Raw genomic sequence first — 23,256 nt, 5'->3', positions numbered from 1 at the left:
TCTTATTTCATTGACACTCTCGAAAGGGGAGAATCTGATCTCAAGAGTGGAAAGAAACCGTCTTGCTTTAGCGATTACATTTGTTCTTACAATCTTGTCCGTCCTGATCGGGCTCGTAAACATTTCCCTCTCAACGACTACTTCGAAATACTCCAAAACTTCCGGGGGAACTTTTTTTAGTACGGCCCCGATCGGAGCCGCGCTGATAAAGGTGGAGGGAGAGATTCATTCCGGACATTCGACGTTCGAATCCACGGGGGCCGAGAGCATTCTTCAAAAACTCAGGGATATAGAACAAAATCCGAATATTAAGGGAATCTTAATCGAAATCAATTCTCCCGGAGGAACCGTAGGAGCTTCTCAGGAAATTTACAATGAACTCATGAGACTTCGAAAGACTCGTAAGATCGTGGTTTCCATGAAGGATATGGCCGCTTCCGGAGGATACTACATCGCTTCTTCTGCGGATAAAATCTTTGCTTTATCGGGAACGATTACCGGCTCGATAGGAGTCATCGCGATGGCTCCTAACGTCAAGGGCCTTCTCGATCGTTACGGCGTAAAGATGAGAGTTTACAAAGAAGGAAAATATAAAGATTCGTTGTCTCTCTTTCGCGATTCGACTCCGGAAGAAGACGAGATGATTCAGAAGATGCTTTCCGACACTTATAACGAATTCATACAAGACGTTGCGAAAGGAAGAAACCAAACCGTAAAGTCGATTCAGACTTTGGCGGAAGGTAGAATCTATTCCGGACAAGACGCGTTTCGAAACAAACTCGTGGACGAAATCGGTGGAAGAAAGGAAGCTTTAGAGGAATTATCAAGGCTCTGTCAATACGACGGTGAGATTCCTCTTTATGAAGAAGAAGAGTCTCCGTTTGACAGACTTTTTATGATGTTAGGCGCGAAGATGAATTCTTTTTCGGGTGAGAGAATTTTCTTTAAAGAATTTAAGAATTCTCCGGTTCTGATCATTCTTCCGCAAGCGCTAAGGTAAGAATCCTTGAAAGATTTACTCAATTCTATCATTGAAGTTTTGGAATCGGTTCTCTACGAACCGATTCGTTTGGAAGCGGCTCTTTCCAATCTTTCGGAAAAGAATTTGAATTTCTTTTCCTGGATTGTTTTGATTCCGAGCGCTCTTAGCATTTCCGTGGGCGCGACGTATCTTTCTCCGCCTTATACGAGCGGTTCTATGGGAATGATTGCTTTTGCATTTTTGGCAAATCTTTCCATGATCTCCTCGCTCCCTCTGATTCTCGGAGCGGTGATTGATTTTCATGCTCAGAAAAAAGAAAGGACGGGTAACGTTCGTTTTTCTCATAATCTCTGTCGTTTCGGAATGGCGATCTTCGTATTCTTTACTCCTTTGGCGATTCTTCTTCGTGAAACGGGTTTGACGGGAGGAGTCGGATATTTTCTCATTCTTCTCTTTTTAATCGTTTATTACGTCGTAATCGTTTCCAGAGGAATTCAGTTTATCTATGATCTGAAAACTTCCGATGCGTTTCGTTTTTCCCTGACTTCGATTTTGATCTCTGGAATTTTTCCTTTTGTGTTTTATTTCTATATTTCCGGATCCATTCTACATTTGATTTTATGAATATACTGATTACGAATGACGACGGGATCGCGTCGTCGGGAATTAAGGCTCTCGAAAAAGTTCTTCAAAAAGAACACAATACATTCTTAATCGCTCCTCTTCGTGAAAGATCCGCCACTTCGATGGCTTTGTCGATTTATGATTCGATGAGAGTGGAGAAGATCAACGATAATCATTATATCGTAGACGGTTATCCTGCCGATTGTGTGAACATCGGTTTGCATGGAGAAATCTTTCCCAAAATCGATCTCGTTTTATCCGGAATCAATCGCGGTGTAAACATGGGGCACGACGTTCATTATTCCGGGACGGTCGGCGCCGCGAGACACGGCGCGATTCACAATCGTCTTTCCCTTGCTGTTAGCTCGGGAAATATAAATCGTGATTACGATTATATTCAAGAAGCTGAATTTGTTTTAGGATTCATAAACAGTTATTCTTCCGTTTTGAAAACGGGAACGGTTTACAATATCAATATTCCTCCCGACTTCGTTTCTTCTCTGGAGAATCTTCGGATCACAAAGCTGGGAAGAAGAACCTACGAAGACACTTATTCCAAAAAAAACATTATCGGTGGAATCGCGGACTTCTATTTAGGAGGTTCCGAGTTGGGGCACTCCGAAGAGGAAGGAACCGACTTCTCCGCATTCTTCTCCGGAATGATTTCCCTGACTCCTTTATCTCTGGATCAAACGGATTCTTCTCTTTTAAAAGAACTCTCTGAATCCGTGAGTAAGAATGTCTGAGAAAGAGAACAAAAAGAAAGCCGCTTCCGCGAAGAAAAGAATTCTCCAAGAAATCAATAAGGAGAATTTTCTTTTTGCACTCACTTTGATTGATCGGGAAATTTCTTCCGGAAATGACGATCCTGAACTATATTACAATTTTGCAATTTGTTGTGCGAGAACCGATAACTTTAAGAAATGTATTTCAATTTTGGAAGAGCTCTTGGAGAAATTTCCGAGATTCGGAGAAAGAGAAAATTCTATCTTGATGATGATCTATTCCTTGATTCAGAGCAAAGATTTTAAGAAGGCTCTAGAAAAATGCGAGGAACGGCTCAAACTTCAAGTCGACGATATCCGAATTCTTTCTATGAAAGCGTACGCTCTCGAGAAGTCTGGTAAAATCGGTGAAGCGATCGAAACTCATAAGAGAATTTTGAGACTTCGTCCGGAGTATAAGAATTCTTTAAATTCTCTCGGTTATCTTCTCTTGAATAACCGAGAACCGAATCCAGAAGAATGGAAATTGGCCACGGATTGTTTGAAATCTATCCTCAAAGAGGAGCCTGAAAATCCTGCGTATTTGGATTCGTTCGGAATTTTTCTCTTGAAAGCGGGTAAAAAAGAAGAAGCGATCAAGGCTCTTCAGAAGGCTCTTCGGAAAGCTCCGACACATCCTGAGATCTTGAGACATATTGAAAAAGTTGAAGAGTCTTCTTGACACTGAGGGTGTTTTTAAAAACATGGAGTCGGAAACGGGATGTAGCGCAGGGGTAGCGCATCTGCCTTGGGAGCAGAGGGTCGTAGGTTCAAATCCTATCATCCCGATTTTCCAATCCTCCCAAGACTCGGTAGCTCAGTTGGATAGAGCAACTGCCTTCTAAGCAGTGGGTCGGGGGTTCGAATCCCTCTCGGGTCACCAAAGGACAAACAAGAGATGGAGAACGTAGCTCAGTTGGTAGAGCTCCAGTTTGTGGTACTGGCTGTCGCGGGTTCGATCCCCGTCGTTCTCCCCAGTCTTTTGCGGGAACTCCTTCATTTTTCGAGGGGATTTAGTTCTCGCTCAACCAAATATCTTCTAAACAGAGTGTTCTGTCTTTCGAATGATCGTTTTGGTTATCTACCCAGGTACCAAAAACTGTCCAGATGAACATTTTTTGCGGGAACTCCCTACTTTCTTCAGGTTGGAAGTAAGGCTCTAGAGGAATTTCGAAATGCTTTGATTCTGAAAATTTCAAAATTTTCTCCCCTTTGATTTCATCTTTTGGCAATCTTAATTCTTTATCCATATCGATTGATTCTCTCAACACCAAATCTATCTTTAGAATCCCTTTGGTTTCAGGGCAGGCGATTATTTGGAGGGACTTCCAATTCGAAATCTTCGGTTTACCTTGATTTAAATGGTGAGTTTGTCGCAACTCCAGTTGAAAATCCTCTTTTCGAGAAGAATCGCGAACTTTTGTCCAAGTCGTTTCGGGATTCTTGTCTAAGAGATTGAGAATTCTAGAATTATTCCTTTTGAGGTAGGAATTCGTGAAATCAAAAGCGAGGAAAGGTGGTTTTGATTCAAAAATTTCGATCTTATTGTTGGTTGAATTGAAAAGAAGAATATTCCCAGCAACGATAGAAATCGGGAATATTAGAGTTAGGAGAATGATGATACTTTTTTGTTGAACCACGAATCATAGTTGCGGGAACTCCCTTCTAATAGCAATCAGGATTCGCGGGACTAAGAAAGACATTTTTGATAGGTTTATTCAAAAGGTAAGAATATGAAAATTGGGATTTCGGGTGGGACTGGCTTAATCGGTAAAAATCTTACGCTCCGTTTGTTAGAGCAAGGATTTCACGTTCGAATTTTCACTCGCTCCTCAAATGTTCCGACTTCCTTTCTAGGGAGACTAAATTTAGAAATTCTAAGAGGCGCATCTCCGAGGATAAAAGACCTAGAAGGTTTGGATGGAATGATAAACTTGGCAGGAGCTCCTATCGCAGGAGTTAGATGGAGTCAAAAAGTTAAGAATGAAATTCGAGATTCCCGGGTTAGTTACACGAAAGAATTAGTTCAATCGATTTCGAAAATTGCGGGAACTCCTTTAAAATTCTTCTTACAAGGATCTGCAATTGGTTATTATGGTTCTTATGAAAGAGAATCTCCTGTCTTTTCTGAATCTTCTTCTGTTGGAATCGATTATTTAGCCAATCTTTGTAAGGACTGGGAGGATGCTTCGGATGAGATCTCTACGATGGGGATTCGTCGGGTGAAGATGAGAACAGGAGTTGTTTTAAGCCTTCAAGGTGGAGCTTTAAAAAGTATGCTTCCACCGTTTAGATTTGGGATAGGGGGGCCGATCGGATTCGGGGAACAAATTTTAAGCTGGATTCATCTGAAGGATTTGATAAGTTCTATCTTATATATTATTCGGGATCCAAATCTTTCCGGCGCATTTAATCTGGTTGCTCCGAATCCGGTTAGCAATCGTATCTTCTCGGAAACTCTTGGAAAAACTTTGAATCGACCTGCTTTTTTTAGAGTTCCCGCATCTGCCCTATATGGATTATTTGGAGAAGGCGCCGATGTGGTCCTAAAAGGTCAAAATGTAATTCCGGAAAGACTCTTAAAAGCAGGGTTTTCATTTTCGTATCCTACAATAGAAGTCGCCTTGCGGGAACTCCTTAGATAAAAGAGATATTGAGGCGAAACTCAAATATTTCAAAAAACTTATGAGAAGATTATTTTTTTTCCAAAATCCTACTCAAAATGCAATTCCTTGGAACCGTTTCGGGTATGAGGAAAAATAAAAATGAAATACTATCTTCTAATTTCGATAAAACAAAAATTACCTGTTCATTCTTAGTTCCGAAATCCCTTTACAACGGGCTTCCTCTTAAGAGCAGAAAAGGAATCGGTAGGAATTTAGAATATCTCTTAAGAAAATATAGGAATCGAATTCTTAAGATTAAGAGAATTCATAAGAAAACAGCGACAGCTCTTTATCAGGAAAAAGGAAATGACCTGATAAAGTTTAATGTGAGAATCTCCCCTATTTTTTGGGAAGAATTGACGATTCTTTCTCGATCTCATGGAATCTCAAATTGTTATTTATATCACCTTTTTTTGAAGTGGGAGCTCTTGCATGAAAAAGGAAATTTAATTTTCCAGACTCATCCTCATTTGAGAACCAATCAAAAGCTTGTCTTAATTTGGATGATCGATTTTAAAGAAGAATATTCGCAAAGAATGGCTCAGTTAGTAAATGAATTCTCATCGAAAGTAATTCAATAGATCTTTATATAATCTTAAAAACATTATTTGAAAATCAAAGATCAAAGGAGAACCTTCGATTTTTTTACTTTGCGATGACGCTTTTTTCAAAGCGAAAGAAATTACTCTCTCAATAAGAATACCTCTTCGTCTTAAAATTTTTTCTTTTTGAAAACGTTTCATTCTGAAATTTGAGATTTATCTTGATTTTTGGGATCTTTTTCGATCGAAATCGAGGAGTTCCCGCGGACTTGACTTTACAAATCAAATTCCTGCTTAATGACGGGGTGCTCTCTTAGAAGATTTAGCGCTTTTTGAATTAATTTCTTTCCTATCTCTGTGTGATTCCAAACATTGAGTCCAGAGGGGTGCGGCAGCGGCACCCAATCCACCCGTATGCCGTAGAGTTCCCGCGAAAAACGCCCCCCAATCACGTCTTCCAGCTTATAACTTCGGTTCTTGAACAACTGGTCGATCGCAAGTTTCCCAATAGGAATGATCAGCTGAGGTTTGTGAAAACGGACTTCGAATTCCAAAAACTCAGAGCAGTTGAGAACTTCTTCCGGGCTCGGTTTTCGATCTCCACTTTTAGCCTTACCCGGAAAACAACGGCAAACAGCTGACATATTCACTTTTTTTCGAAAGACTTCCTCTTCGATTCCGATTTTTCGAAACCAACCAAAGAGAGTTTTTCCGGCGGTGTAGGAAAAAGGTCTTCCGAATCTTTCTTCATGAATACCCGGCGCCTGGCCGATGCTTATGATTTTAGTGGAAGGAACACAGCCGTGTATTGGTTTTCCTTCCATTTTCGGACACTTTTTGCAGCTAAGTAAGTTATTTAGATATTTAGAATATTCTTTTTTCTTTTTGTTCATTCTTTGGGGTCATCAATCGATAAGGACATCGATCGCGTCTTTGAGAGTGCCCGTGACTCGAATCAGAGATTTTAACTTCGTCAATTCTAAGATTTTATTCACTTGGGATGAGGGTGAAAACATCGCGATTCCGCCCTTTCCGTTTTTTATAAGTTTTGCATGGGTACTCATAAAAACAGCCAGACCGGAAGAGTCGATATAGCTGATATTTTCCATATTCACAAAGATATAGATAAAACCCTTGTCGATCAGATCGAAAATTTTTTCTTTGAGGGCGTGAGCGGAATAAAGATTGATTTCCCCGCCGATTTTCAGTGCGACGGCATTCTTTGGAAAATTCTCCGGGATATCTTCTTTCTGAAGATTTACGGTCAACTCGTTGATTGAAAAATCCACATCCCCGCCGTCGAGGTTAAGAGAATTATCTGCTCCCATCTCGTATCTCCCTCAGTTTCACTGAAATTCTTTCATTAGAATTCTTTGACGCCGTCTGAAATTCGGAAAGTATAGAGCTGGGGTTCGTTCTTAAATTCTTTCCAATAGAGCGTTTTTAAGATAGCAAACACCTTATCTCTTCTACCTTTTTTGTCCAGTATCAAAACACAACCTCCAAAACCGCCGCCGATCATTCTTGCACCGAGAACTCCTTCTTTTCTTAAGTGTTCGACTATAAAATCCGTTTCTTCACACGAAACTTCGTAGTCTTTAGAGAGAGAGTCATGGCATTCAAAGAGAATTTCCCCAACGATTTGGGCGTTCCCGTTTTTGAGATTTCGAATCACCTTTTCGGTTCTCAGTCTTTCGGTAACTATGTGTTTTGCCCTTTTTTTCTCGATCGGATTCAGTCCGAAGGATTCGTTTTCTAAGTCTTCCAATTCAGCTTGATAGAGATTTTTGAGAGAGGGTTTTCCTGTTTTGAGCTTATCGAACGCCGATTCAACCTCAGTTCTTCTTTCGTTATAAGCGCTGTCTTTCAAGGAATGTTTTACTTTCGAGTCTATAAGATAGAATTCGGAATCATCCAAATGCATTTCATGATATTCGTATTTAAGAGTTTCCGTATCGAGTGCGATACAAAAGCCTTCTTTTCCAGTAGAAATGATGAACTGATCCATAATTCCGCAGTTCACACCTACGAATCGATTTTCAGCCCTTTGCCCCAAAAGAGCGAGTTCTTCCTTTTTGATTTTCCAAGAATGAATTTCGGAAATCGCAAAAGCGGTGGCGACTTCAAACGCAGCCGAAGAAGAAAGCCCTGCACCTTGCGGAATATTTCCCCAGACAACAAGATCGAATGGATCCGACTCAAATCCAAGCTTTCTGAATTCTTGAACGACTCCGAAGACATAATTGACCCAGGGATTCTTTGCATTGTAAGCGATGATTTTCGCTTCAATCTTCTCTCCGGATTCTGCGGAAAAAATTCTAAAGAAGGAGCCTCGATTTTTTCGAATCGCGATTCTTATGGAAACGTCGATGGCCGCAGGAAGAACGATTCCACCGGCGTAATCGACGTGTTCTCCGATGAGATTGATTCTTCCGGGAGCTGAGAAGAATCGGATCGGTTCTTCTTCCGGAGAGGATGAAAATTTTTCTCTGAGAATTTTTGTGAGTTCTTCTTTGTCCATGACCGGTTCTTACTTTTAAAAATCCCGGAAAGATTGAATTACACTTCCTTTCTCGTCAATCTTTCTCCGTATTTTTATCCTTTCTTTCCAATTGCTTTTTTCTTGCCCCGCATCTTCATTTTACTAAACTGTTCCAGCGTCCTTTTTTTCGACGGTTTTTGGAATAAGAATTCAAATCATAAGTTGCGATTTGAGATTAGGAACCGATATAAATTTTAGAATCTTGGAATCGAATGGAATCAATCCGAGATGGGAATAGAGAAAAAGAGATTTTGTAATTCATTATGATCCGATTAGAAACAAGATTTGCATCCGCGTTTATTCATGCCCGAGAATTCGAAACCTTTTTGAAAGGAGCCGTGTCCTCGAGAAATACATTACATTCTTTTCAAGGAAAAGGAAACGGATTTTTGGGTTGGTTGAATCTTCCGAACGAAATTCAAAATTCGGAGATAGAAAGAATCATTCAGACTGCGGAAAAAATTCGAGCTTCTTCGGAGGTCGTAGTTGTGATCGGGATCGGCGGATCGTATTTAGGATCTCGAGCGGTTTTGGAGGCCAGTCTTCCTTTTTTTCGTTCCCCAAAAAAGGGAAATCCGGAAGTTGTTTTTGCGGGACATCATTTAGAATCGAGATATTTTTCCGAGTTGCTCGAGTATCTTAAGGATCGGGATTTTTCCCTCAACGTAATCTCCAAATCCGGAACGACTACGGAGCCAGCGATCGCGTTCCGACTTCTCTGGGATCTCCTCGTAAAAAAATACGGGAAAGGCGCTTCCTCAAGAGTGGTCGCTACGACCGATTCCAGTAAAGGTGCTCTCAAAACTTTTTCGGATTCGGAAGGATTTGAAACGTTCGCGATTCCGGATTCAGTTGGAGGGAGATATTCGGTTCTTACTCCCGTCGGGTTGTTTCCGCTTGCAGTGGCTGGAATTTCTATTCGAAAATTTATATTAGGATTTAAGAATATTCTGGAAGTATTGCATTCCGAGGAAGATCCGATCGCGAACCCGGCCGTCCACTATTCCGCTCTTCGGAATTATTTTTTATCTTCCGGGAGACATATCGAAATATTAGCAAATTTTAATCCTTCTCTACGTTATCTTTCCGAGTGGTGGAAACAATTATTTGGAGAAAGTGAAGGAAAGGAAAACAAAGGGATTTTTCCGGCTTCCATGGATTTTACAACCGATCTACATTCTTTAGGTCAATATGTGCAAGAAGGGAAACGAATCTTATTCGAAACGGTTTTGAGTCCGGCCCGGATCCATTCCGACCTCACTCTTACTTCCACAAAAGAGAATCTCGATTCTTTGAATTTTCTTGCCGGAAATACGATTGAACACGTAAACGAACAGGCCCGATTGGGAACTCTTCTCGCACATGCGGATGGGGGCGTTCCTTGTTTAGAGCTGATATTCCCGGATATCTCTCCCGAGTCGCTGGGGGAAATTATGTATTTTTTTGAATATTCCTGCGCGATTTCCGGATATTCTCTAGGCGTGAATCCTTTTGATCAGCCGGGGGTCGAGGCTTATAAGAAGAACATGTTCGCCCTTCTCAAAAAAGAAGGTTTTGAAAAGGAAGGAGAAATTCTTCGAAAGAGAATTTTCGGAAACTAATTCGTTTTCGCTAACCCGTTCGTATTAATTCATCTTTGTTTTTTTCGAGAAGGATCTTTTTGTTGAATTTTTATTTACTGCTTGACGCTTTTTAAAATTTAGAACTCGATGAGGTTATGAAGAGGCAAAGAAACAAAGTCGGTTTTCCTCTAATCGCTTGCGCGCTGGCGGTTTTGTTTCTGATATTTTCTGTCACCTCTTCCAGCAATCTTCCTGGGAAGTTGCCTACCCAAAAACAAACAATAGACGGTATTGAATCCGAATATAAAGAGATAGTTCAACTGGAAGAGGAATCCGAATTTCTCTTTAGTTTTCTATCTCTTTCCCATAAAAATATTCTATTCGTATTCAAGGGCAAAATCACTTCCCTCCAGGATAGGTTCCAATTCCACTTCTGTAACATCCAAACTCTAAACCTGCTGAATTTACCTCCGCCCGTTCTCGCGTAACTAGTCGAATTTTCTAGTTTTATCCTTACGGGGGAAATATGTCCGACAATCCAAGCTCAATCGTAGTTTCAATTTTTTATCTTTTTTTCTTTGAAGAATCGTTTAGAAAAGGATTTGGATTCTTTTTGAATTTTTTTTTCGAAGGGGAGAAAACGAGCGTTTCGGAATTCAGAAGAGAGGAATTTTTCGTTTCTCAGGATTTTTTGGAAAAGTCGGGGGAGTTTCCGCGTTCTCTCCTCCAAAATCCCGAATCGCGAGGATCCGTCCCCATTGGAGCCCAAGAAAAGCGCGGAGTTCCCGCACTTTTTCCCATTTCAAAGTTTTCTTCCTTCCATTTAGGAGTTCCTACCTTAGAACCTCAAAAGAACTCGCGACTCATATTCGTCCTTATTACTGTTTGCAACTTACGGATCTCCAAATTATGCCAATCCCGGTCTCGGGAAACTACTCGTTCTCAAGATTGGGGTTGGCATCCTTTTTTCAGATTCTCCTGAATACAAAAAAGGAACTATCTTATAAGAATGGGGGACAAACCCCCTTACATTTCTTTTTCCGCACACAATCTAAAAATGGGTTTTCTTTCTCTAAAAATTCGGATAGTTTTTCGGAGGATTTTTTTTTGAAAGCGAAATGGATCAAGAATTTAAAAGATGGACCCGCCTTCTCGGAGCGATAGAGGCCGGTAAAAGAATCGAACTTACCGGATATATTTTTAACGACTCTTTTCGTCTGAATCTCGAGAAGTTCCTCAAACTTTGTCTCGAAAATTACAACAAAACCGATCTCACCCCCGTCGTCTACTCTGTGATCCAGGAAATGCTCCTTCGATCCGCGACATCCAATCTCAGAGAAGTTTTCGCTTTTGAAAGAGGTCTGAATCCTCTGGATGAAAATGAATACGATTCAAGCGAAGAAGAGTTTAGAAAATTTTTAAATACTTTTGACATCGCCACGATCCGAAACTCTCTAAAAGAAAAAGGGCTTTTTTTAAAAGTAACGATTCGTCACAATGAAACTGGAATGGTCGCGGAAGTATTACATAATTCTAAAATGATTCCTTTTGTGGAAGAACGTCTAAGGAAATATCTTTCAGCGGCTATGGGATTTAAGAATTTGATGGAATACTACGATCTTTATCCCGACGATTCGGAAGGAAGAGAAATCGGGTTGGCCCTCTCCATTTTGATGCTCCGGGAAACAGGGATGAAACCTGAACTTTTAAGAATCGGCTCTGGGCCGGATATACAAACCTCTCGTATCGAAATCCCATTTGGAGAAGGATACAAGAGTATACGTAAGAAAATTCTGAACGACGAAGAGATTCTTCCATTTCCAAAGGAAATACACGAAGAATCGGAACTACCTTGGAAAACCAGCCATTGCAGTTATTGCGGGCGGACAGTGGACGATCGGATTTTCTTTTCTGAAATTCCGAAAGACATTCAACTCAAAAATCTTCCGGAACCAATTCGAGTCGGAAATGGAATTTGTGCCTGGTGTCTTTCCTCCTATCTCTAATTAGGAGAGGTCGCAGAGTTCTAAAAACTCTTTCCATCGAGGATTCAATTTCGGAGAAAAATCCTGATCCTTTAGGGAAATATAATATTCTTTCTCGCCTAAGTCCAGGGCTTCTCCCGGAAAGAAAACACCACCTAATCTATGTTTTTCGGAAAGTCTCTTAAAAGTTACGGAAAGATCCGCGAAAGTATCGGGATCCACGTCTATCAAAACTGAACTGTTTAAAACTCCGATTCCGACATAAAAAAGATTCCCTTTGCCGAAACGAACTTTTCCTTCTTTTAGCTCGAGTCCGGTGTATCCTGCTGTTTTCGGCTGAGGAAGCAGATAGAGAAGGCAATCCTCGTTCTCCAAAGTTTTCGGAAGATAAAAATCATCTTCAGGAAAGTAAAGAAAATCCGGATTGATGATTCCGATCGTTTCTCCCATCCAAGCAGCTTTTTCCAAACCGGTTCGAATTCCTCCGGCGGTTCCCAAAATTTCTTTTTTTTCCTCAGAGAAAATCAAAGGGAAAAGGGAAAAGTTTTCTAAAACTTTGCGGATCTTTTCTCCTTGATAGTGAAGATTGATCACCGCTCCTTGTGCGTTTTGAATCCAGGCTTGAAAGAGCGCGTAATAAATCAACGGAATCCCGCGAACCGGAAGCAAAGGTTTCGGAAGATTTTGCGTGAGTTCTTTCATCCTGGTTCCGAACCCCGCGGCTGGTATGAAAAATTTCAAGGAAGAGTTCCTCGCTTATTTGTTTTTGATAAAAGAATAATTGGACAAAAGTTCTTCCTTGAGAAGATGGAAAAAAACAAAAAGCTGATCCGGAAATAATCCCGCCTGAACGATTTCTATCAGATTGTCCAAACAACTCAGAACGCTTTCCCTGTATTTATCCATTTTCTTGTCAGAGACCAGGTAGAAATAAGATCCAAGCGCCTTATAAGAACGTTGAAGACATTGAAGATAATAACATTCTTTCGAACGAGGATAGTTCTGATCGCCTAACTTTACAAAAAGTTGATAGAGTCCCTGTCTCATCGAAAACGGAATCGGTCTGTATGCGTCGTATAGGATGCTCGCGAGGTCGTAGAACGGAGTTCCCATTCTCGCGTCCTGAAAGTCGATCATACAAATTTCGTTTTGAGAATTGATCAAAAGGTTACGCCCATGAAAGTCTCTGTGACAAAAAACCTTCACCGGGTATTCCGCCAAATAAGCTGAACACTCCTCGATAAAAATTTTCACTTCGCTCCTCAATTGGGTCTGAAGTTGAAATTGCTTTTGGAATTTTAGATAATTAAAATATGTGAATTCGCTTTCGAAGTGGAATTTTTCGACGTCGAACTCTCGGGAACTTACGGGAGGCATCGGATCCGTCTTTTGAAGTTTTACGAGAATCTCCAACGATTTCACGAGCCAGTCTCTGTATTCCACGTCGTCCGTGACCGAGGTAAGATCTTTTTCTCCTCCGTCGGTCATCAGGATCAAATAATGAATCAGATCTTTTTTGAGTATTTCGGGGACGATAAAATTCTCATGGCTTAGAAAATCCGCGATTTCAACGAAGTCGTGTTGGAATCGAACGTCTTTGCAAAGAATCCGAGTCTGATCCGAATACTGAACACGAAAGTATTTCCTTTCCGAAGCTTCTAAAGTGATCGGCGTGATTTTCTGAGGGAGTTTTCCGGAGAATTCTAAAAATTTTAATTCTCTGTCGGTAAGAGAAACGGAAGCGTTCATGATTTTTTTATACCTTATCCGGGAAAACCAAACGAAATTCGGTTCCCGAGTTTGGCTCCGATTCGATTTCGATTCTGATTCCGTATTGATCGGCGATTTCTTTTGCTACGAACATTCCTAAGCCGGTTCCTTTTCCGATTCCTTTCGTTGTAAAATAAGGTTGGTAGATTTTTTGGATCACTTCTTCGTTCATTCCGATTCCATCGTCCAAAATCGATACAACCGGATGATGGTTTCTAATACTTACTGAAATTGTAATATTCCCTCGGTTGCCTGTCGCGTCGGCGGAATTCAACATGATATTTGACAACAAAAGTGAAAGTTGATCCTGATTCGATTCCACCAAAACCGGCGTCGGTTCCGGTTTGAAATGAATCTGACAGTTTTTCAATCGAGAGGTTTTTTGAAATACGTCGATCACACTTTCCACGGACTCGTTGAGGTTGATCGGTTCCGAATGTTTTTTTAGGCTCTCTCCGGGTTTTCCAAGTTGAAGCAGGTTGTTCGTAAGAGTTTTTAATTTGATCAATTGGCCCCAGGTGATCTGGATCGCCTTCTGACGAATTACGTCAGTCGAGTCTGGAAGTTTTGCAATTTCGATATGGCCTTGGATCGCAGTCAGAGAGTTGTTGATTTCATGTCCTATGCTGGAGGCGAGTGTGGAAAGGAAAGCCCTTCTCTCTGCATCAATCAGTTTTTCGGAGATTAAAAGTTTGTTTGTAATGTCCCTGGCGATTCCGGTATAATAAGTCTGACCTTCCACGTCGTAGTAACAAACGGATATGTCATAGGTTCTTACTTCGCCGCTTTTGCTCTTCAGATCGGAATGGCTGATTCTTGCGATTTGTTTTTTTCCTTTCCGTTTTAATAGCAGCCCAACCTTTTCCATATAAAGACTTTCTTTTCCGGGAGGAATCAGAATGCTGATATGTTTGCCGAGAATTTCTTCTTCCGTATAACCGAATGCGTTTAACGCGGCCTGGTTTAGGCTGGAGAATTTCAGATCCTGGTTAAGAGTGATTACGCAGTCGCTCGTAGCGTTGAGAATATTATAATTTTGTAAATAAAGATCTTTTGCTCTTTGGGCGAGTTTTGTGTTTTCTGTCGTCGATTGGATTAGGGATTCGGTATGTTTGTCTCTGGATTCCTTTTCGACGCTGGCTTTTTCCAAAACTTCCAGGATGTTTGTCCTTCGGATGGGTTTGGAGATGTAATCGAAGGCCCGGTTTCTTACGGCTTCTTCTGCGGTGGTGAGATCTGGATTTCCGGTCATCAGAATCACAGGAATGTTTTCGTTGATCTTTCTGATTTCTTTTGTAACTTCGATTCCATTTTTACCGTTCATGACGATATCGGAAATTACGACGTCTATATCGTGATTACGAATGATTTCTATAGCGGAATCGTAGTCCTTTGCAAGAAAGACATGATACCCCTCTCTGGAGATGACTCTTTCAAGAACCGTGCGGATATCGGATTCGTCGTCTATAACAAGTACTGATGTATACTTAGATTCCATCGGACTTAGATTTTTACCTCTAAGAAGATCCTTAATTTACCAAAAAATCCATTCTATATGGGAAGGCGAATCAAAACCCTAGTTCCGTTATCGGGAGAAGAGTCCAAGGAAATAGTCCCGTTGTGTTCGGAAATAATTCTTTGAGAAATGGCGAGTCCTAAACCGGTTCCTTGTTTGCCTCTTCTCGTAGTAAAGAGAGGTAGGAACGCTTTATCAAGAACTTCTTTACTCATTCCGGGGCCGTTATCCGAAATCATAAATAGAATTCCATCCCGGTTTAAGTGAAATTCCTTGCGGGCAGTGATCGTAATTTTGGGGTTCGCCGGTTTGTTTTCCATTTCGGAGATTGCGTTGATCGCGTTCACTAAACAATTGATCAGAACTTGTTCGATTTCCTGCCAAGCGACTCGAATTTTTGGAAGATCCGGACTTGCGACTCGTTTTAATTCGATTCCGTTTTTTTTACAGGAAACTTCGATCAATTCGCAGGCTCTCAAAAGAATATAATAGGGAGAGACCAGTTCTTTTTCTCTCGCGACCGATCTTCCTAAATCCAAAAGGGATTTGATCAGATCCCGGATACGAATACTCGCAGCTTCGATTCGTTGATAAATTTTGAGTCTTTCGGCGGGATCGGACTCTTCTGCTTCGATGAGATCTTCAAGATAGAGAAGGCTCGCTTGAAGAGGATTGTTCACTTCGTGTGCAATACCGGCCGCCAATTCTCCGATGGAGGCAAAACGAGCGGTTTCATACAGTTGTTTGTCTAAAAGTTTTGTCTGAGTCACATCGGAGAAAATGAGCATGACGGCTTCTCCGTCGTCCCTGTATTTTTTGAGAGGAAGAATTTTGATGGAGAAGAAGTTTTCTTCGCCTTCGATGAATTGAATCGGAAGATCCAAGAAGACAGCACGTTGTGAGGTGAGACAATTTTCGATTCCTTTTTTGAGTTCGTTGGAAACGGATTTTACGAAAAGAGAAAAGAAATCCTCTCCCGGATTGACGTTTAGGATTTGGAAAAGAAGAAATTTGAGAATGGGCGCCACTTCCAAGATGATTCCGGTCGGAGTTAGGATTACGATTCCGTTATTCATCGCGGAGAAAAGATTTCGAAGTTTGATTTCGGAGGAACGGATGAGTTCTTCATTCTTCTTTTGCTCCGAGATATCCAAAAGAAGAAGAATCGTTCCGATCGAATTCCCATACTCGTCCCGGATTCTGGAAGATGCGAGGAGCATCGGGGCTTCGATGTCGGGAAAAATTTTCATCTTGATCTCGGTTCTGAATTCTTCTTTGGAAAAACGTTCGATCACTTCTTGGCTGAGATTCAAAAATTCTCCGATATGGAGGTCGATAAAATCTTCTTTATAAACTCCTAATATTTTCTCTAAACTTCTATTTCCGTAGGTGATGTAACCTTCGTCGTCCGTCGAGATGAGGGGAACTTCGATCGAGTTTAAGAGCGCGCCTTGGAACTGGAGTTTTTTGGAATTTTCGATCCGAGTCCTTTCCGTTTTCGCGTTTTGGAGGGAAGTCTGAACGTCGGAGATGATTTCTTCGTAGAGAAAATTTTCGCCGGAGTCGAAGGCCATTCCTTCCAAGGAAAGAATTTCGATCCCTCCTAAAAGTTTTTCCTTATCTCGGATTCCGATCGAAAGACTTCTTCGAAACTTATGATCGGAAAAGATGGATTCCCATTCCGGATATTTACCGTTTCCGAATTCGTGAATGATAAAGTTTTCCTTAGAGTCGATGAGATTTCTCATCGGGAAGGGAAAATCGGACGAGATGAAAGAATGAATTTTTTGTTTTAGATCCGGATTGAGATCTTTCTGCCCTAAGACCTGAAGTTCACCTTCTCTGAAGAAAAAAGCCCAGACTAAAAAGTAGTGGGGATTCTCCTTTAAAGTATCGCAGAGTTTTTGAAAGACTAAGCTTTCCGATGTCAGATAACGTAGGTTTTGCCTAAGGAGTCTCAGAGTCCTTAAAACGCTTTGCATATAGTAGAGACGAAGTTCGGTCTGTTGGATTTCGGAGCGATCGGTAAAATAAAATAAGAAGACGTCTTTCCCAAGAAAATTGGAAGTGTTTACGGTGAAGTTAACCAGTTTTCTTTCACCGTTTTTATCGCGGAGTTGCCAGTAAACTTTGAGCGGTTCGTTTCGTTTGATCGTGAGGGTTTCGCGGGGTTGAGTCGGGCTCGGCAAGATAAAGTCGAGAGGTTTTCCTCTGAGTTCATCGGCAGAGTAGTTTAAAAGTCTTTCGAGAGAAGGATTGAGATAGAGAATGGTTTCGGTTTCCGTATCCAACGCGAGAATTCCTTCCTTCACGGGATAAAAGAAAGAATGGAGAACGGAGAGTAAAGATTCAGGCATTCTGATTCCGGTTCAATAGTTCTATACCTTCGATCGGTCGGCAAAAGTTCAAAGTTACTCGTGACTTCCGAATCTAAATTGAATTTCGGTCGATTCCGATTCTTTGCAAGAACTAATTCCGGATTCCCGGCGGCGGAAGGATTTACAACGAAGAAGAGGATGGAATTTTTGTTCTAAACGTCGTCTAAAGAATTCATTCCTATCCGAATGATTGAAATCAAAGGATAGAAATGGAATCAAAAGACAATTCTAAAATTAAGAATCGGCTTTTATGAAATCATTATTTAGTTTCTTTCTCACTTATTACAATTGGAAAAAAAGAAAATATATGAAAGAGGTTCTCGGCTTTCGGGAACTTGAAGTGGAGACCGGAGGAAACTCCGTCTATTTTTTGGAGAAGAATGGAGAGAAAGAGAAAACGATTCTTTTGATTCACGGACTTTTGGATTCCGCGACGGGGCTACGAAGGGTCGCGCCAAAAATTCGACAAGACTACCGGATTCTTATCCCCGATATTCCCGGTTTCGGAAAGAGTAAATTACCCGATCTAAAATATCTCTATCAGGTGGACGTGTTCGGAGATTTGATTTACGAAGCGATCCGAAAGATGGATCTCAAGAATCTTGTGTTAGGCGGCCATTCGATGGGCGCATTAATCGCGATGCACATCGCGTTAAGAGATCGGGAGAAAAGAATTTCCAAGTTGGTCTTGATCGCACCGGGAGGAATTCCTCATCCGAAGAGAGACGAGATGAAAGAACTTTTGTTTCCAAAAACGGAAGAAGATATGCTGAAACTCATAGAGGCCCTTTATTACGAAACCCCGGAGTTGCCCGGAAGAATCGCGAGGAGGGCTTTGATTCAATCTTGGAACGAACTCCCGAATCAATTTTTGACGATCAATACTTTGGAGAGGGAAGAGGAGATTTTCCTGGGAAAAAAATTGGGGGAAATCAAAATTCCCGCGTTGATCGTTTCCGGGAAAGACGATCCGATCACGGACGTTTCGATGACGAAAAAACTCCATTCTTACTTAAAAAAGAGTAAACTCGTTTTTATACCCGGTGCAAAACATGCGATCCACATGGAGAAGCCCGATGAACTTTCTTTGGAAATCAATCGGTATCTGGATTAGATACCGTTGAAGATTTCTTTGACCGCTTTGACAACGTCATGAATGTCTTCTTCTTTCATTCCCGGGAAGAGGGGAAGGGAGAGAGATCTCGAATACATTGCGTTCGAATTTGGAAAGTGTTCTTTCTTATATTCGTAACGGGCGCTGTAGAAAGGATGTTCGAAAAGAGGAATGAAGTGAAGACTAGAACCTATATTCCGTTTTTTTAATTCAGAAGCGAAGATATCCCTGTCGATTTTGGAGGATGCACGATCGACTTCCACACGAAAGAGGTGCCAAGAATGTTCCCCGTCCGGAGCGGAAAGAGGAAGATGGAGAAAGGGAAGATCCGAGAATTCTTTTTTGTAGAGCTCGGCGATTTCGATTCTTCTTTTCCAGAGGTCGTCCGCTTCGGAGAGTTGGACGATCCCCAGGGCCGCGGCTATGTCGGTCATATTGTATTTAAAACCGGGGGAAACCACTTCGTAATACCAGCCGGGACGATCGTAGGTTTCGCGGTTGATTCCGTGAAGACGCATGAGTTTGATTCTTTCCGCGAAGTGAGAATGATTGGTCGTAACCATTCCACCTTCTCCGGTTGTGATTCCCTTGGTCGCGTAAAAGCTGAAGACTGTGAAATCGCCGAAGGTTCCGATCTTTCTTCCTTTGTGAACGGCGGGGAATGCGTGGGCCGCGTCTTCTATTACATAAAGATGATATTCTTTTGCGATCTCTAAGATTCCTTCCATGTCGCAGATAACGCCTGCTAGATGAACCGGAAGGATCGCTCTGACGGTTTTACCGGTTTTTTTATGAAGAAGAGAACCGTTTTGATAAATGCATTCTCTTTCGATCGTCGCGCGGAGAGTTTCGGGAGTCATAAGATTGAAGATAGGATCGACGTCGGTGAGGATCGGCTCTGCGTCGAAGTAGCAGATCACTTCTGCGGTTGCTGTGAAAGTGATTGCCGGGCAGATCGCCGCGTCGCCGCGACTCAGGCCGATGGCTTCCAGAGCAAGATGAAGTCCTGCGGTCGCTGAGTTGAGAGCGAGTGCGTAGTCTGCGCCTGTGTAACGTGCAAATTCTTCCTCGAATTCTTTGACTTTGGGTCCGGAGGTAATCCAGCCGGAACGAAGGACTGAGGAAACTTCTTCGATTGCCTTTTCCGAAATGGAAGGAAGTGCGAAGGGAAGAAAAGTTTTGCGAGCTGTGATCATATCGGACATAACCCCCGGTGCATTCTTAAACTTCGGCAGATTTTGATTTTTCCTGAGCTGGAAATTGGTTTGAAGATCGGAAAAGTGCGGGAACTCCCGCGAATTTTCCGGCCGCATCCTGCGTGATCTGTGCTCATGAGGATGATACACCGAGGAAAAGAAGGAGTTCCTACTTTCGATTCGCAGGACCGGGCCATTCCGGGCTCGCGGAGTCCCGCTCGGTCCTTTCGGACCAAGCCCTGCATGTCCCTTGCGGGTTGAGAAAGATCGGAGCGACGCTTTGGAGGCGGAAGAAATGCGGGAACTCCCGCGGTTTTTAGAAAAAGTCGATCGAAACTCAAAGATCTCGGTGAAAGTAGGAACTCCTATTTTTCAAAGGAAAAATCGATTGTCGGCGCCATCATTCTTGAGCCGAAACAAATGCCGGAACTTTCGGAAAATTTCGAAGAGAATGGAGGGGCCAGAGAAAAAATAAAAAAAGTAGGAACTCCCTCTGCCAGCGAATCAATCTTGACGTGGGAAAAAATGCGGGAACTCCCCGTTCTCAATTCAGAATTGAAATCTTTTGGTAGGAAATATATTTTGCCTTAGTGGCTCTAACATTTGGAGAGATCTTAGAAAGAATCCGGATCATCGATCGAGATGTAACCGAACTCAATCGTCTCAAGTCACGACTTCCTGCAGACCGCCCTTATTCTTCCTCTCTCCAGATCTCTTTTGACAAACAGATCAACGAACTCTTAAACGAACGCGTCGGGCTCATGGAACTCGAGGTTCTGGATCCGCCTTCTTGGATTTTAGGAGTTCCTACAGTCGGGGTACCACAGGAAACTCCGGTTCCGATCAAGGGACTTTTTCCTTCCGGCGATCTTTCGAAAGAAAAACCGGACGACCAGGACGTAATCAATTTCCTCCGAGAACTTCCAAAGACTGAAATCCATCTTCATCTCGAAGCCTGCGTGAACAAAGACACGATGAAACAACTCATGGCGAAGAATGGAATCACGGTTTCAGACGAAGAATTCGAAGCGAAGTTCAACTTCAAAGATCTCAACGGATTTATCCAAGTATTCTTCTTTATCCAATCTCTTGTCAAAGAACCCGCTGACTTTTCTTACTTTGTGGGAAGCCTCGCTGAATACATGCGGGCAAACAATATCGTCTATACCGAAGTATTCTTTGCCCCTTCTAAGTTCATCCAGAACGGACTCGACTTTGACGAGATGGTCGACTATCTCGTAAATAGAATTCGAGAAGAAAAAGAAACCGACGGAATCACCATACGTCTGTTAGTCGATGTCTCTCGATCCTTCGGACCCGAGAATGCGATGAACAATCTCAACCGTGTTCTCAAAATAAGACATCCTGAAGTGATCGGAATCGGACTCGGAGGCGCGGAGCTTATGGGACCGGCCAGAGACTATCAGGGAGTTTTTCAAAAGGCAAGAGAAGCCGGACTTCGTGTTGTCGCACATTCGGGAGAAGACGACGGACCGTGGGCGATCTGGGAAGCGGTGGAACTTCTCAAAGCCGAAAGAATCGGACACGGAACTTCTGCGATCCAAGATCCTGAACTCGTTCGATATCTCAGAGAAAAACATATTCCGATCGAGATTTGTGTGACGTCTAACGTGTTCACCGGAAAATACGTAAGAAAAGAACAGAATCACCCGGTTCGCTACTACTACGATCAGGGACTTCCTCTCAGCATCAACACGGACGATCCCGAAATTTTCAACGTCAATCTTACCTACGAATATTTCAAACTCTGGAGATTTTTGGATTTTTCTTTGGACGAGATCGTGGACTTGATTCGTCAGGGAGTTTTTGCTTCCTTTCATCCGAACAAAGAAACTCTCTGGACCGAAATGGAAAAGAAAATCAACGTCGTAAAAGCAAGATACGGTCTTAAAAAATAAGACCTTTCTGAATTCTCAATCTCTCTACAATCTTCTTTTTTAATCTTCCAATTTAAGAATAGAATATAAATTCTTTATCTTCGAACCGAATTCTTCTTTTCGAATCGTTTCTCATTCCGAAGGATCGAACTCATGCAGCCAAGAATCAATATCATCACTCTCGGAGTTGAGAACTTAGAAAAAGCGGTTCGTTTTTATCAGGAAGGTCTCGAGTTTCCAAAAATGGAATTCGAAGGGGATATCGCCTTCTTCACGTTAAATGGAACGTGGTTTGCACTTTATCCTTGGGATGAACTCGCAAAAGATATAGGGATTCCTTCCAAGGGAAGTGGATTTAGAGGATTCACACTCGCGTATAATGGAACTTCCAAAAAGGAAGTGGATGACGTGATCGCCAAGGCGAAGAAAGCGGGAGCGAAGATCGTGAAACAACCGCAAGACGTTTTCTGGGGAGGGTATTCCGGATATTTCGAAGACCCGGAAGGTTACTACTGGGAAGTAGCTTGGAATCCTATCTTTTATCCCGGACCCAAGGATCTCCGATAAAAATCGTTACTTCTGACAAAAAACTTGGACGGTCCTTCTCGTATAAATTCCGCCGATCGTCCAATGAAGAATACTATCCATTAGATTTCTCTGAATAAAGATCTGAGGCTTTCCTTCCTTACAATGAACTTCCGGCGCTTTAAAGTTTTCAATCAATCCGACTGCGTATCCGCCTTGTATATAAGTTGTTTCCGGTTTTTCCCGGATCGGATTTAGGATCGGAGTTTGGTTTGGATAAATTTGCAGAGAAGTATTGTGACAACCAAGGCCAAAAAGAAAAAAGGAAAGAATGGAGATTCTTTTAGATAGGTTCATAAGTAAATCCTTTAGTTGTAACAAATCAAAACGAGGGTTCTTGGTGAATAGATTCCGACCGTGAGTTGTTCGTAAAGGGAATCGAAGAAGGTCGAGTATTGGTGTGCTTCCTTTACTCCGCCGGGACAATAACCGGTAGTGTCGATCGGATAATTCTTAGGGCTCAGGCCCCAAAAATAATAAGGTTGAGGAATTACGTGCAAGTGAGAAGGTTCCGCATTGAGCCTTTCTCTTTCTTCCAAAGCGTGTTTGCACTTTTTATCTGCTTTTATCGAAAGGCATTCTTTTGGAGGATCCTGGTTAAAACGAACCCGGACGTGCTGACAAAAAGATAAGCCGGTCAATATCAAAAGAATTATAAAATTCTTAAGTAGAATGTTTTTATTCGATCTGAACATAACCTTTCCCGAAGATTCCCGCAAAAAGATTAAAATCGGACTCGATCGAATTCGAATCTCCGAATATTCTCAGCTGATAGCCGGCTTTTTTCAGAGATTTTACTTCTATTTTGCAGGAATACGTGTTTCCTGAATTTGTATTTGTACATTCCGTCTCTGTGTCGAATGGGAAAACCGTTTGGACCAAACGAATCCTTAATTCCGAATCCGTGGAATCGATCTGAAAAACTCCTTGGACATTCTCCGCTTGTTTGAGAATGAAGCCGTAATTTTTTTCGTTTCGATCTATTCCTATTTTTCCGTGAACAAACGCCTGAAAACGAATCATTCCGTTTAGATTGTTTTTTAAAAAAGAAAGCTTCTCCGAATCCTCCGTTTTGCAGAAGGGAATTTGGAAGAATAAAAATAAAATTAGTATTTTTGAATATTCTTTCATT

General features: G+C 41.8%; 24 protein-coding genes and 3 tRNA genes. 15 read left to right on the top strand and 12 right to left on the bottom strand.

The window, feature by feature from the left end:
• Window positions 1-46 precede the first annotated feature (46 nt).
• The 7 genes from sppA (at window position 47) to JWG45_RS19210 (ending at window position 3,347) form a co-directional block, all read left to right on the top strand.
• Window positions 47-1,000, top strand: coding sequence for a signal peptide peptidase SppA (sppA, locus tag JWG45_RS19240; RefSeq protein WP_205281515.1), 954 nt, complete (start codon window positions 47-49; stop codon window positions 998-1,000).
• Between the two features lie 6 nt (window positions 1,001-1,006).
• Window positions 1,007-1,606 carry a hypothetical protein gene (locus JWG45_RS19235; protein ID WP_205281225.1) on the top strand — a complete coding sequence of 200 codons (600 nt, stop codon included), beginning with the start codon at window positions 1,007-1,009 and terminating at the stop codon, window positions 1,604-1,606.
• A complete protein-coding gene (gene surE / locus JWG45_RS19230; RefSeq protein WP_205281224.1) occupies window positions 1,603-2,352 on the top strand; it encodes a 5'/3'-nucleotidase SurE in 750 nt (249 codons plus the stop codon). Before JWG45_RS19235 ends, surE begins: the two co-directional genes overlap by 4 nt.
• The gene (locus tag JWG45_RS19225) at window positions 2,345-3,052 is read left to right on the top strand and encodes a tetratricopeptide repeat protein (protein WP_205281223.1); all 708 of its coding nucleotides are present in this window, start codon (window positions 2,345-2,347) and stop codon (window positions 3,050-3,052) included. The genes surE and JWG45_RS19225 overlap by 8 nt, the downstream gene beginning before the upstream one ends.
• A gap of 35 nt (window positions 3,053-3,087) precedes the next feature.
• Window positions 3,088-3,159, top strand: a tRNA-Pro gene (locus tag JWG45_RS19220).
• A 17-nt stretch (window positions 3,160-3,176) separates the two neighbouring features.
• Window positions 3,177-3,253 (top strand) — tRNA-Arg (locus JWG45_RS19215).
• 18 nt (window positions 3,254-3,271) lie between these two features.
• Window positions 3,272-3,347 (top strand) — tRNA-His (locus JWG45_RS19210).
• Between the two features lie 36 nt (window positions 3,348-3,383).
• Here JWG45_RS19210 and JWG45_RS19205 read toward each other — a convergent pair.
• Window positions 3,384-4,010, bottom strand: coding sequence for a hypothetical protein (locus tag JWG45_RS19205; RefSeq protein WP_408611658.1), 627 nt, complete (start codon window positions 4,008-4,010; stop codon window positions 3,384-3,386).
• Between the two features lie 93 nt (window positions 4,011-4,103).
• Between JWG45_RS19205 and JWG45_RS19200 the strand changes: the two genes are divergently transcribed.
• Window positions 4,104-5,015 (top strand): TIGR01777 family oxidoreductase, encoded by a 912-nt coding sequence (locus tag JWG45_RS19200; RefSeq protein ID WP_205281222.1) that lies wholly within the window; start codon window positions 4,104-4,106, stop codon window positions 5,013-5,015.
• A 104-nt stretch (window positions 5,016-5,119) separates the two neighbouring features.
• Window positions 5,120-5,617, top strand: a complete 498-nt coding sequence (locus JWG45_RS19195) for a DUF1564 family protein (RefSeq protein WP_205281221.1) — start codon at window positions 5,120-5,122, stop codon at window positions 5,615-5,617.
• Between the two features lie 236 nt (window positions 5,618-5,853).
• Here the strand turns inward: JWG45_RS19195 and JWG45_RS19190 are convergent, their stop codons facing one another.
• Genes JWG45_RS19190 through galK form a run of 3 tightly spaced genes read right to left on the bottom strand, consistent with a single transcriptional unit; the run spans window position 5,854 to window position 8,099 of the window.
• On the bottom strand, window positions 5,854-6,471 hold the full coding sequence (locus JWG45_RS19190; RefSeq protein WP_205281220.1) for a uracil-DNA glycosylase family protein: 618 nt from the start codon (window positions 6,469-6,471) through the stop codon (window positions 5,854-5,856).
• A 12-nt stretch (window positions 6,472-6,483) separates the two neighbouring features.
• Window positions 6,484-6,906 carry an STAS domain-containing protein gene (locus JWG45_RS19185; RefSeq protein ID WP_205281219.1) on the bottom strand — a complete coding sequence of 141 codons (423 nt, stop codon included), beginning with the start codon at window positions 6,904-6,906 and terminating at the stop codon, window positions 6,484-6,486.
• 35 nt (window positions 6,907-6,941) lie between these two features.
• A complete protein-coding gene (gene galK, locus JWG45_RS19180) occupies window positions 6,942-8,099 on the bottom strand; it encodes a galactokinase (protein WP_205281218.1) in 1,158 nt (385 codons plus the stop codon).
• 284 nt (window positions 8,100-8,383) lie between these two features.
• Between galK and JWG45_RS19175 the strand changes: the two genes are divergently transcribed.
• The 3 genes from JWG45_RS19175 (at window position 8,384) to JWG45_RS19165 (ending at window position 11,688) form a co-directional block, all read left to right on the top strand.
• Window positions 8,384-9,721: a glucose-6-phosphate isomerase gene (locus JWG45_RS19175; RefSeq protein ID WP_205281217.1), complete on the top strand. Its 1,338-nt coding sequence runs from the start codon at window positions 8,384-8,386 to the stop codon at window positions 9,719-9,721.
• A 116-nt stretch (window positions 9,722-9,837) separates the two neighbouring features.
• Window positions 9,838-10,170, top strand: a complete 333-nt coding sequence (locus JWG45_RS19170; RefSeq protein ID WP_205281216.1) for a hypothetical protein — start codon at window positions 9,838-9,840, stop codon at window positions 10,168-10,170.
• Window positions 10,171-10,800: 630 nt separating this feature from the next.
• Window positions 10,801-11,688 (top strand): hypothetical protein, encoded by an 888-nt coding sequence (locus JWG45_RS19165; RefSeq protein WP_205281215.1) that lies wholly within the window; start codon window positions 10,801-10,803, stop codon window positions 11,686-11,688.
• On the opposite strand, the gene JWG45_RS19160 is transcribed toward JWG45_RS19165, so the two are convergent.
• From JWG45_RS19160 to JWG45_RS19145, 4 genes are read right to left on the bottom strand one after another with little or no spacing between them, the layout of a single operon-like run.
• On the bottom strand, window positions 11,689-12,408 hold the full coding sequence (locus JWG45_RS19160; RefSeq protein ID WP_205281214.1) for a sugar phosphate nucleotidyltransferase: 720 nt from the start codon (window positions 12,406-12,408) through the stop codon (window positions 11,689-11,691).
• 15 nt (window positions 12,409-12,423) lie between these two features.
• Entirely contained in the window at window positions 12,424-13,416 is a 993-nt protein-coding gene (locus tag JWG45_RS19155; protein ID WP_205281213.1) for an aminoglycoside phosphotransferase family protein, read from the bottom strand.
• Between the two features lie 7 nt (window positions 13,417-13,423).
• Window positions 13,424-14,935: a hybrid sensor histidine kinase/response regulator gene (locus tag JWG45_RS19150; protein ID WP_205281212.1), complete on the bottom strand. Its 1,512-nt coding sequence runs from the start codon at window positions 14,933-14,935 to the stop codon at window positions 13,424-13,426.
• A 53-nt stretch (window positions 14,936-14,988) separates the two neighbouring features.
• Window positions 14,989-17,310, bottom strand: coding sequence for an ATP-binding protein (locus JWG45_RS19145; RefSeq protein WP_205281211.1), 2,322 nt, complete (start codon window positions 17,308-17,310; stop codon window positions 14,989-14,991).
• Window positions 17,311-17,638: 328 nt separating this feature from the next.
• Between JWG45_RS19145 and JWG45_RS19140 the strand changes: the two genes are divergently transcribed.
• Window positions 17,639-18,445: an alpha/beta fold hydrolase gene (locus JWG45_RS19140; protein WP_232380788.1), complete on the top strand. Its 807-nt coding sequence runs from the start codon at window positions 17,639-17,641 to the stop codon at window positions 18,443-18,445.
• On the opposite strand, the gene JWG45_RS19135 is transcribed toward JWG45_RS19140, so the two are convergent.
• Window positions 18,442-19,650, bottom strand: coding sequence for a DegT/DnrJ/EryC1/StrS family aminotransferase (locus tag JWG45_RS19135; RefSeq protein WP_205281209.1), 1,209 nt, complete (start codon window positions 19,648-19,650; stop codon window positions 18,442-18,444). The two genes, JWG45_RS19140 and JWG45_RS19135, sit on opposite strands and share 4 nt — an antisense overlap.
• A 581-nt stretch (window positions 19,651-20,231) precedes the next feature.
• Here JWG45_RS19135 and add point away from each other — a divergent pair.
• Both add and JWG45_RS19125 read left to right on the top strand, forming a co-directional pair.
• Window positions 20,232-21,560 (top strand): adenosine deaminase, encoded by a 1,329-nt coding sequence (gene add / locus JWG45_RS19130; RefSeq protein WP_205281208.1) that lies wholly within the window; start codon window positions 20,232-20,234, stop codon window positions 21,558-21,560.
• Window positions 21,561-21,692: 132 nt separating this feature from the next.
• Window positions 21,693-22,106 (top strand): VOC family protein, encoded by a 414-nt coding sequence (locus JWG45_RS19125; RefSeq protein ID WP_205281207.1) that lies wholly within the window; start codon window positions 21,693-21,695, stop codon window positions 22,104-22,106.
• 6 nt (window positions 22,107-22,112) lie between these two features.
• Here JWG45_RS19125 and JWG45_RS19120 read toward each other — a convergent pair whose 3' ends face one another.
• The 3 genes from JWG45_RS19120 to JWG45_RS19110 are packed head-to-tail and all read right to left on the bottom strand — an operon-like array spanning window position 22,113 to window position 23,255.
• The gene (locus tag JWG45_RS19120; RefSeq protein ID WP_205281206.1) at window positions 22,113-22,421 is read right to left on the bottom strand and encodes an LIC_10461 domain-containing protein; all 309 of its coding nucleotides are present in this window, start codon (window positions 22,419-22,421) and stop codon (window positions 22,113-22,115) included.
• 11 nt (window positions 22,422-22,432) lie between these two features.
• On the bottom strand, window positions 22,433-22,819 hold the full coding sequence (locus JWG45_RS19115; protein ID WP_205281205.1) for a Bor/Iss family lipoprotein: 387 nt from the start codon (window positions 22,817-22,819) through the stop codon (window positions 22,433-22,435).
• Entirely contained in the window at window positions 22,803-23,255 is a 453-nt protein-coding gene (locus tag JWG45_RS19110; protein ID WP_232380774.1) for an LIC_10463 family lipoprotein, read from the bottom strand. The genes JWG45_RS19115 and JWG45_RS19110 overlap by 17 nt, the downstream gene beginning before the upstream one ends.
• Window position 23,256: the final 1 nt, after the last annotated feature.

This window comes from Leptospira ainlahdjerensis, from assembly GCF_016919175.1.
GTDB lineage: Bacteria > Spirochaetota > Leptospiria > Leptospirales > Leptospiraceae > Leptospira > Leptospira ainlahdjerensis.
This window is presented reverse-complemented; position numbering and strand designations above follow the sequence as displayed.

Excerpts from the sequence above, each read along its gene's own strand:
- surE (WP_205281224.1), top strand. The coding sequence starts at position 1,603 with ATGAATATACTGATTACGAATGACGACGGGATCGCGTCGTCGGGAATT.
- JWG45_RS19225 (WP_205281223.1), top strand. The coding sequence starts at position 2,345 with ATGTCTGAGAAAGAGAACAAAAAGAAAGCCGCTTCCGCGAAGAAAAGA.
- JWG45_RS19200 (WP_205281222.1), top strand. The coding sequence starts at position 4,104 with ATGAAAATTGGGATTTCGGGTGGGACTGGCTTAATCGGTAAAAATCTT.
- JWG45_RS19195 (WP_205281221.1), top strand. The coding sequence starts at position 5,120 with ATGAGGAAAAATAAAAATGAAATACTATCTTCTAATTTCGATAAAACA.
- JWG45_RS19190 (WP_205281220.1), bottom strand. The coding sequence starts at position 6,471 with ATGAACAAAAAGAAAAAAGAATATTCTAAATATCTAAATAACTTACTT.
- JWG45_RS19185 (WP_205281219.1), bottom strand. The coding sequence starts at position 6,906 with ATGGGAGCAGATAATTCTCTTAACCTCGACGGCGGGGATGTGGATTTT.
- galK (WP_205281218.1), bottom strand. The coding sequence starts at position 8,099 with ATGGACAAAGAAGAACTCACAAAAATTCTCAGAGAAAAATTTTCATCC.
- JWG45_RS19175 (WP_205281217.1), top strand. The coding sequence starts at position 8,384 with ATGATCCGATTAGAAACAAGATTTGCATCCGCGTTTATTCATGCCCGA.
- JWG45_RS19170 (WP_205281216.1), top strand. The coding sequence starts at position 9,838 with ATGAAGAGGCAAAGAAACAAAGTCGGTTTTCCTCTAATCGCTTGCGCG.
- JWG45_RS19165 (WP_205281215.1), top strand. The coding sequence starts at position 10,801 with ATGGATCAAGAATTTAAAAGATGGACCCGCCTTCTCGGAGCGATAGAG.
- JWG45_RS19155 (WP_205281213.1), bottom strand. The coding sequence starts at position 13,416 with ATGAACGCTTCCGTTTCTCTTACCGACAGAGAATTAAAATTTTTAGAA.
- JWG45_RS19150 (WP_205281212.1), bottom strand. The coding sequence starts at position 14,935 with ATGGAATCTAAGTATACATCAGTACTTGTTATAGACGACGAATCCGAT.
- JWG45_RS19145 (WP_205281211.1), bottom strand. The coding sequence starts at position 17,310 with ATGCCTGAATCTTTACTCTCCGTTCTCCATTCTTTCTTTTATCCCGTG.
- JWG45_RS19140 (WP_232380788.1), top strand. The coding sequence starts at position 17,639 with ATGAAAGAGGTTCTCGGCTTTCGGGAACTTGAAGTGGAGACCGGAGGA.
- JWG45_RS19135 (WP_205281209.1), bottom strand. The coding sequence starts at position 19,650 with ATGTCCGATATGATCACAGCTCGCAAAACTTTTCTTCCCTTCGCACTT.
- JWG45_RS19125 (WP_205281207.1), top strand. The coding sequence starts at position 21,693 with ATGCAGCCAAGAATCAATATCATCACTCTCGGAGTTGAGAACTTAGAA.
- JWG45_RS19120 (WP_205281206.1), bottom strand. The coding sequence starts at position 22,421 with ATGAACCTATCTAAAAGAATCTCCATTCTTTCCTTTTTTCTTTTTGGC.
- JWG45_RS19115 (WP_205281205.1), bottom strand. The coding sequence starts at position 22,819 with ATGTTCAGATCGAATAAAAACATTCTACTTAAGAATTTTATAATTCTT.
- JWG45_RS19110 (WP_232380774.1), bottom strand. The coding sequence starts at position 23,255 with ATGAAAGAATATTCAAAAATACTAATTTTATTTTTATTCTTCCAAATT.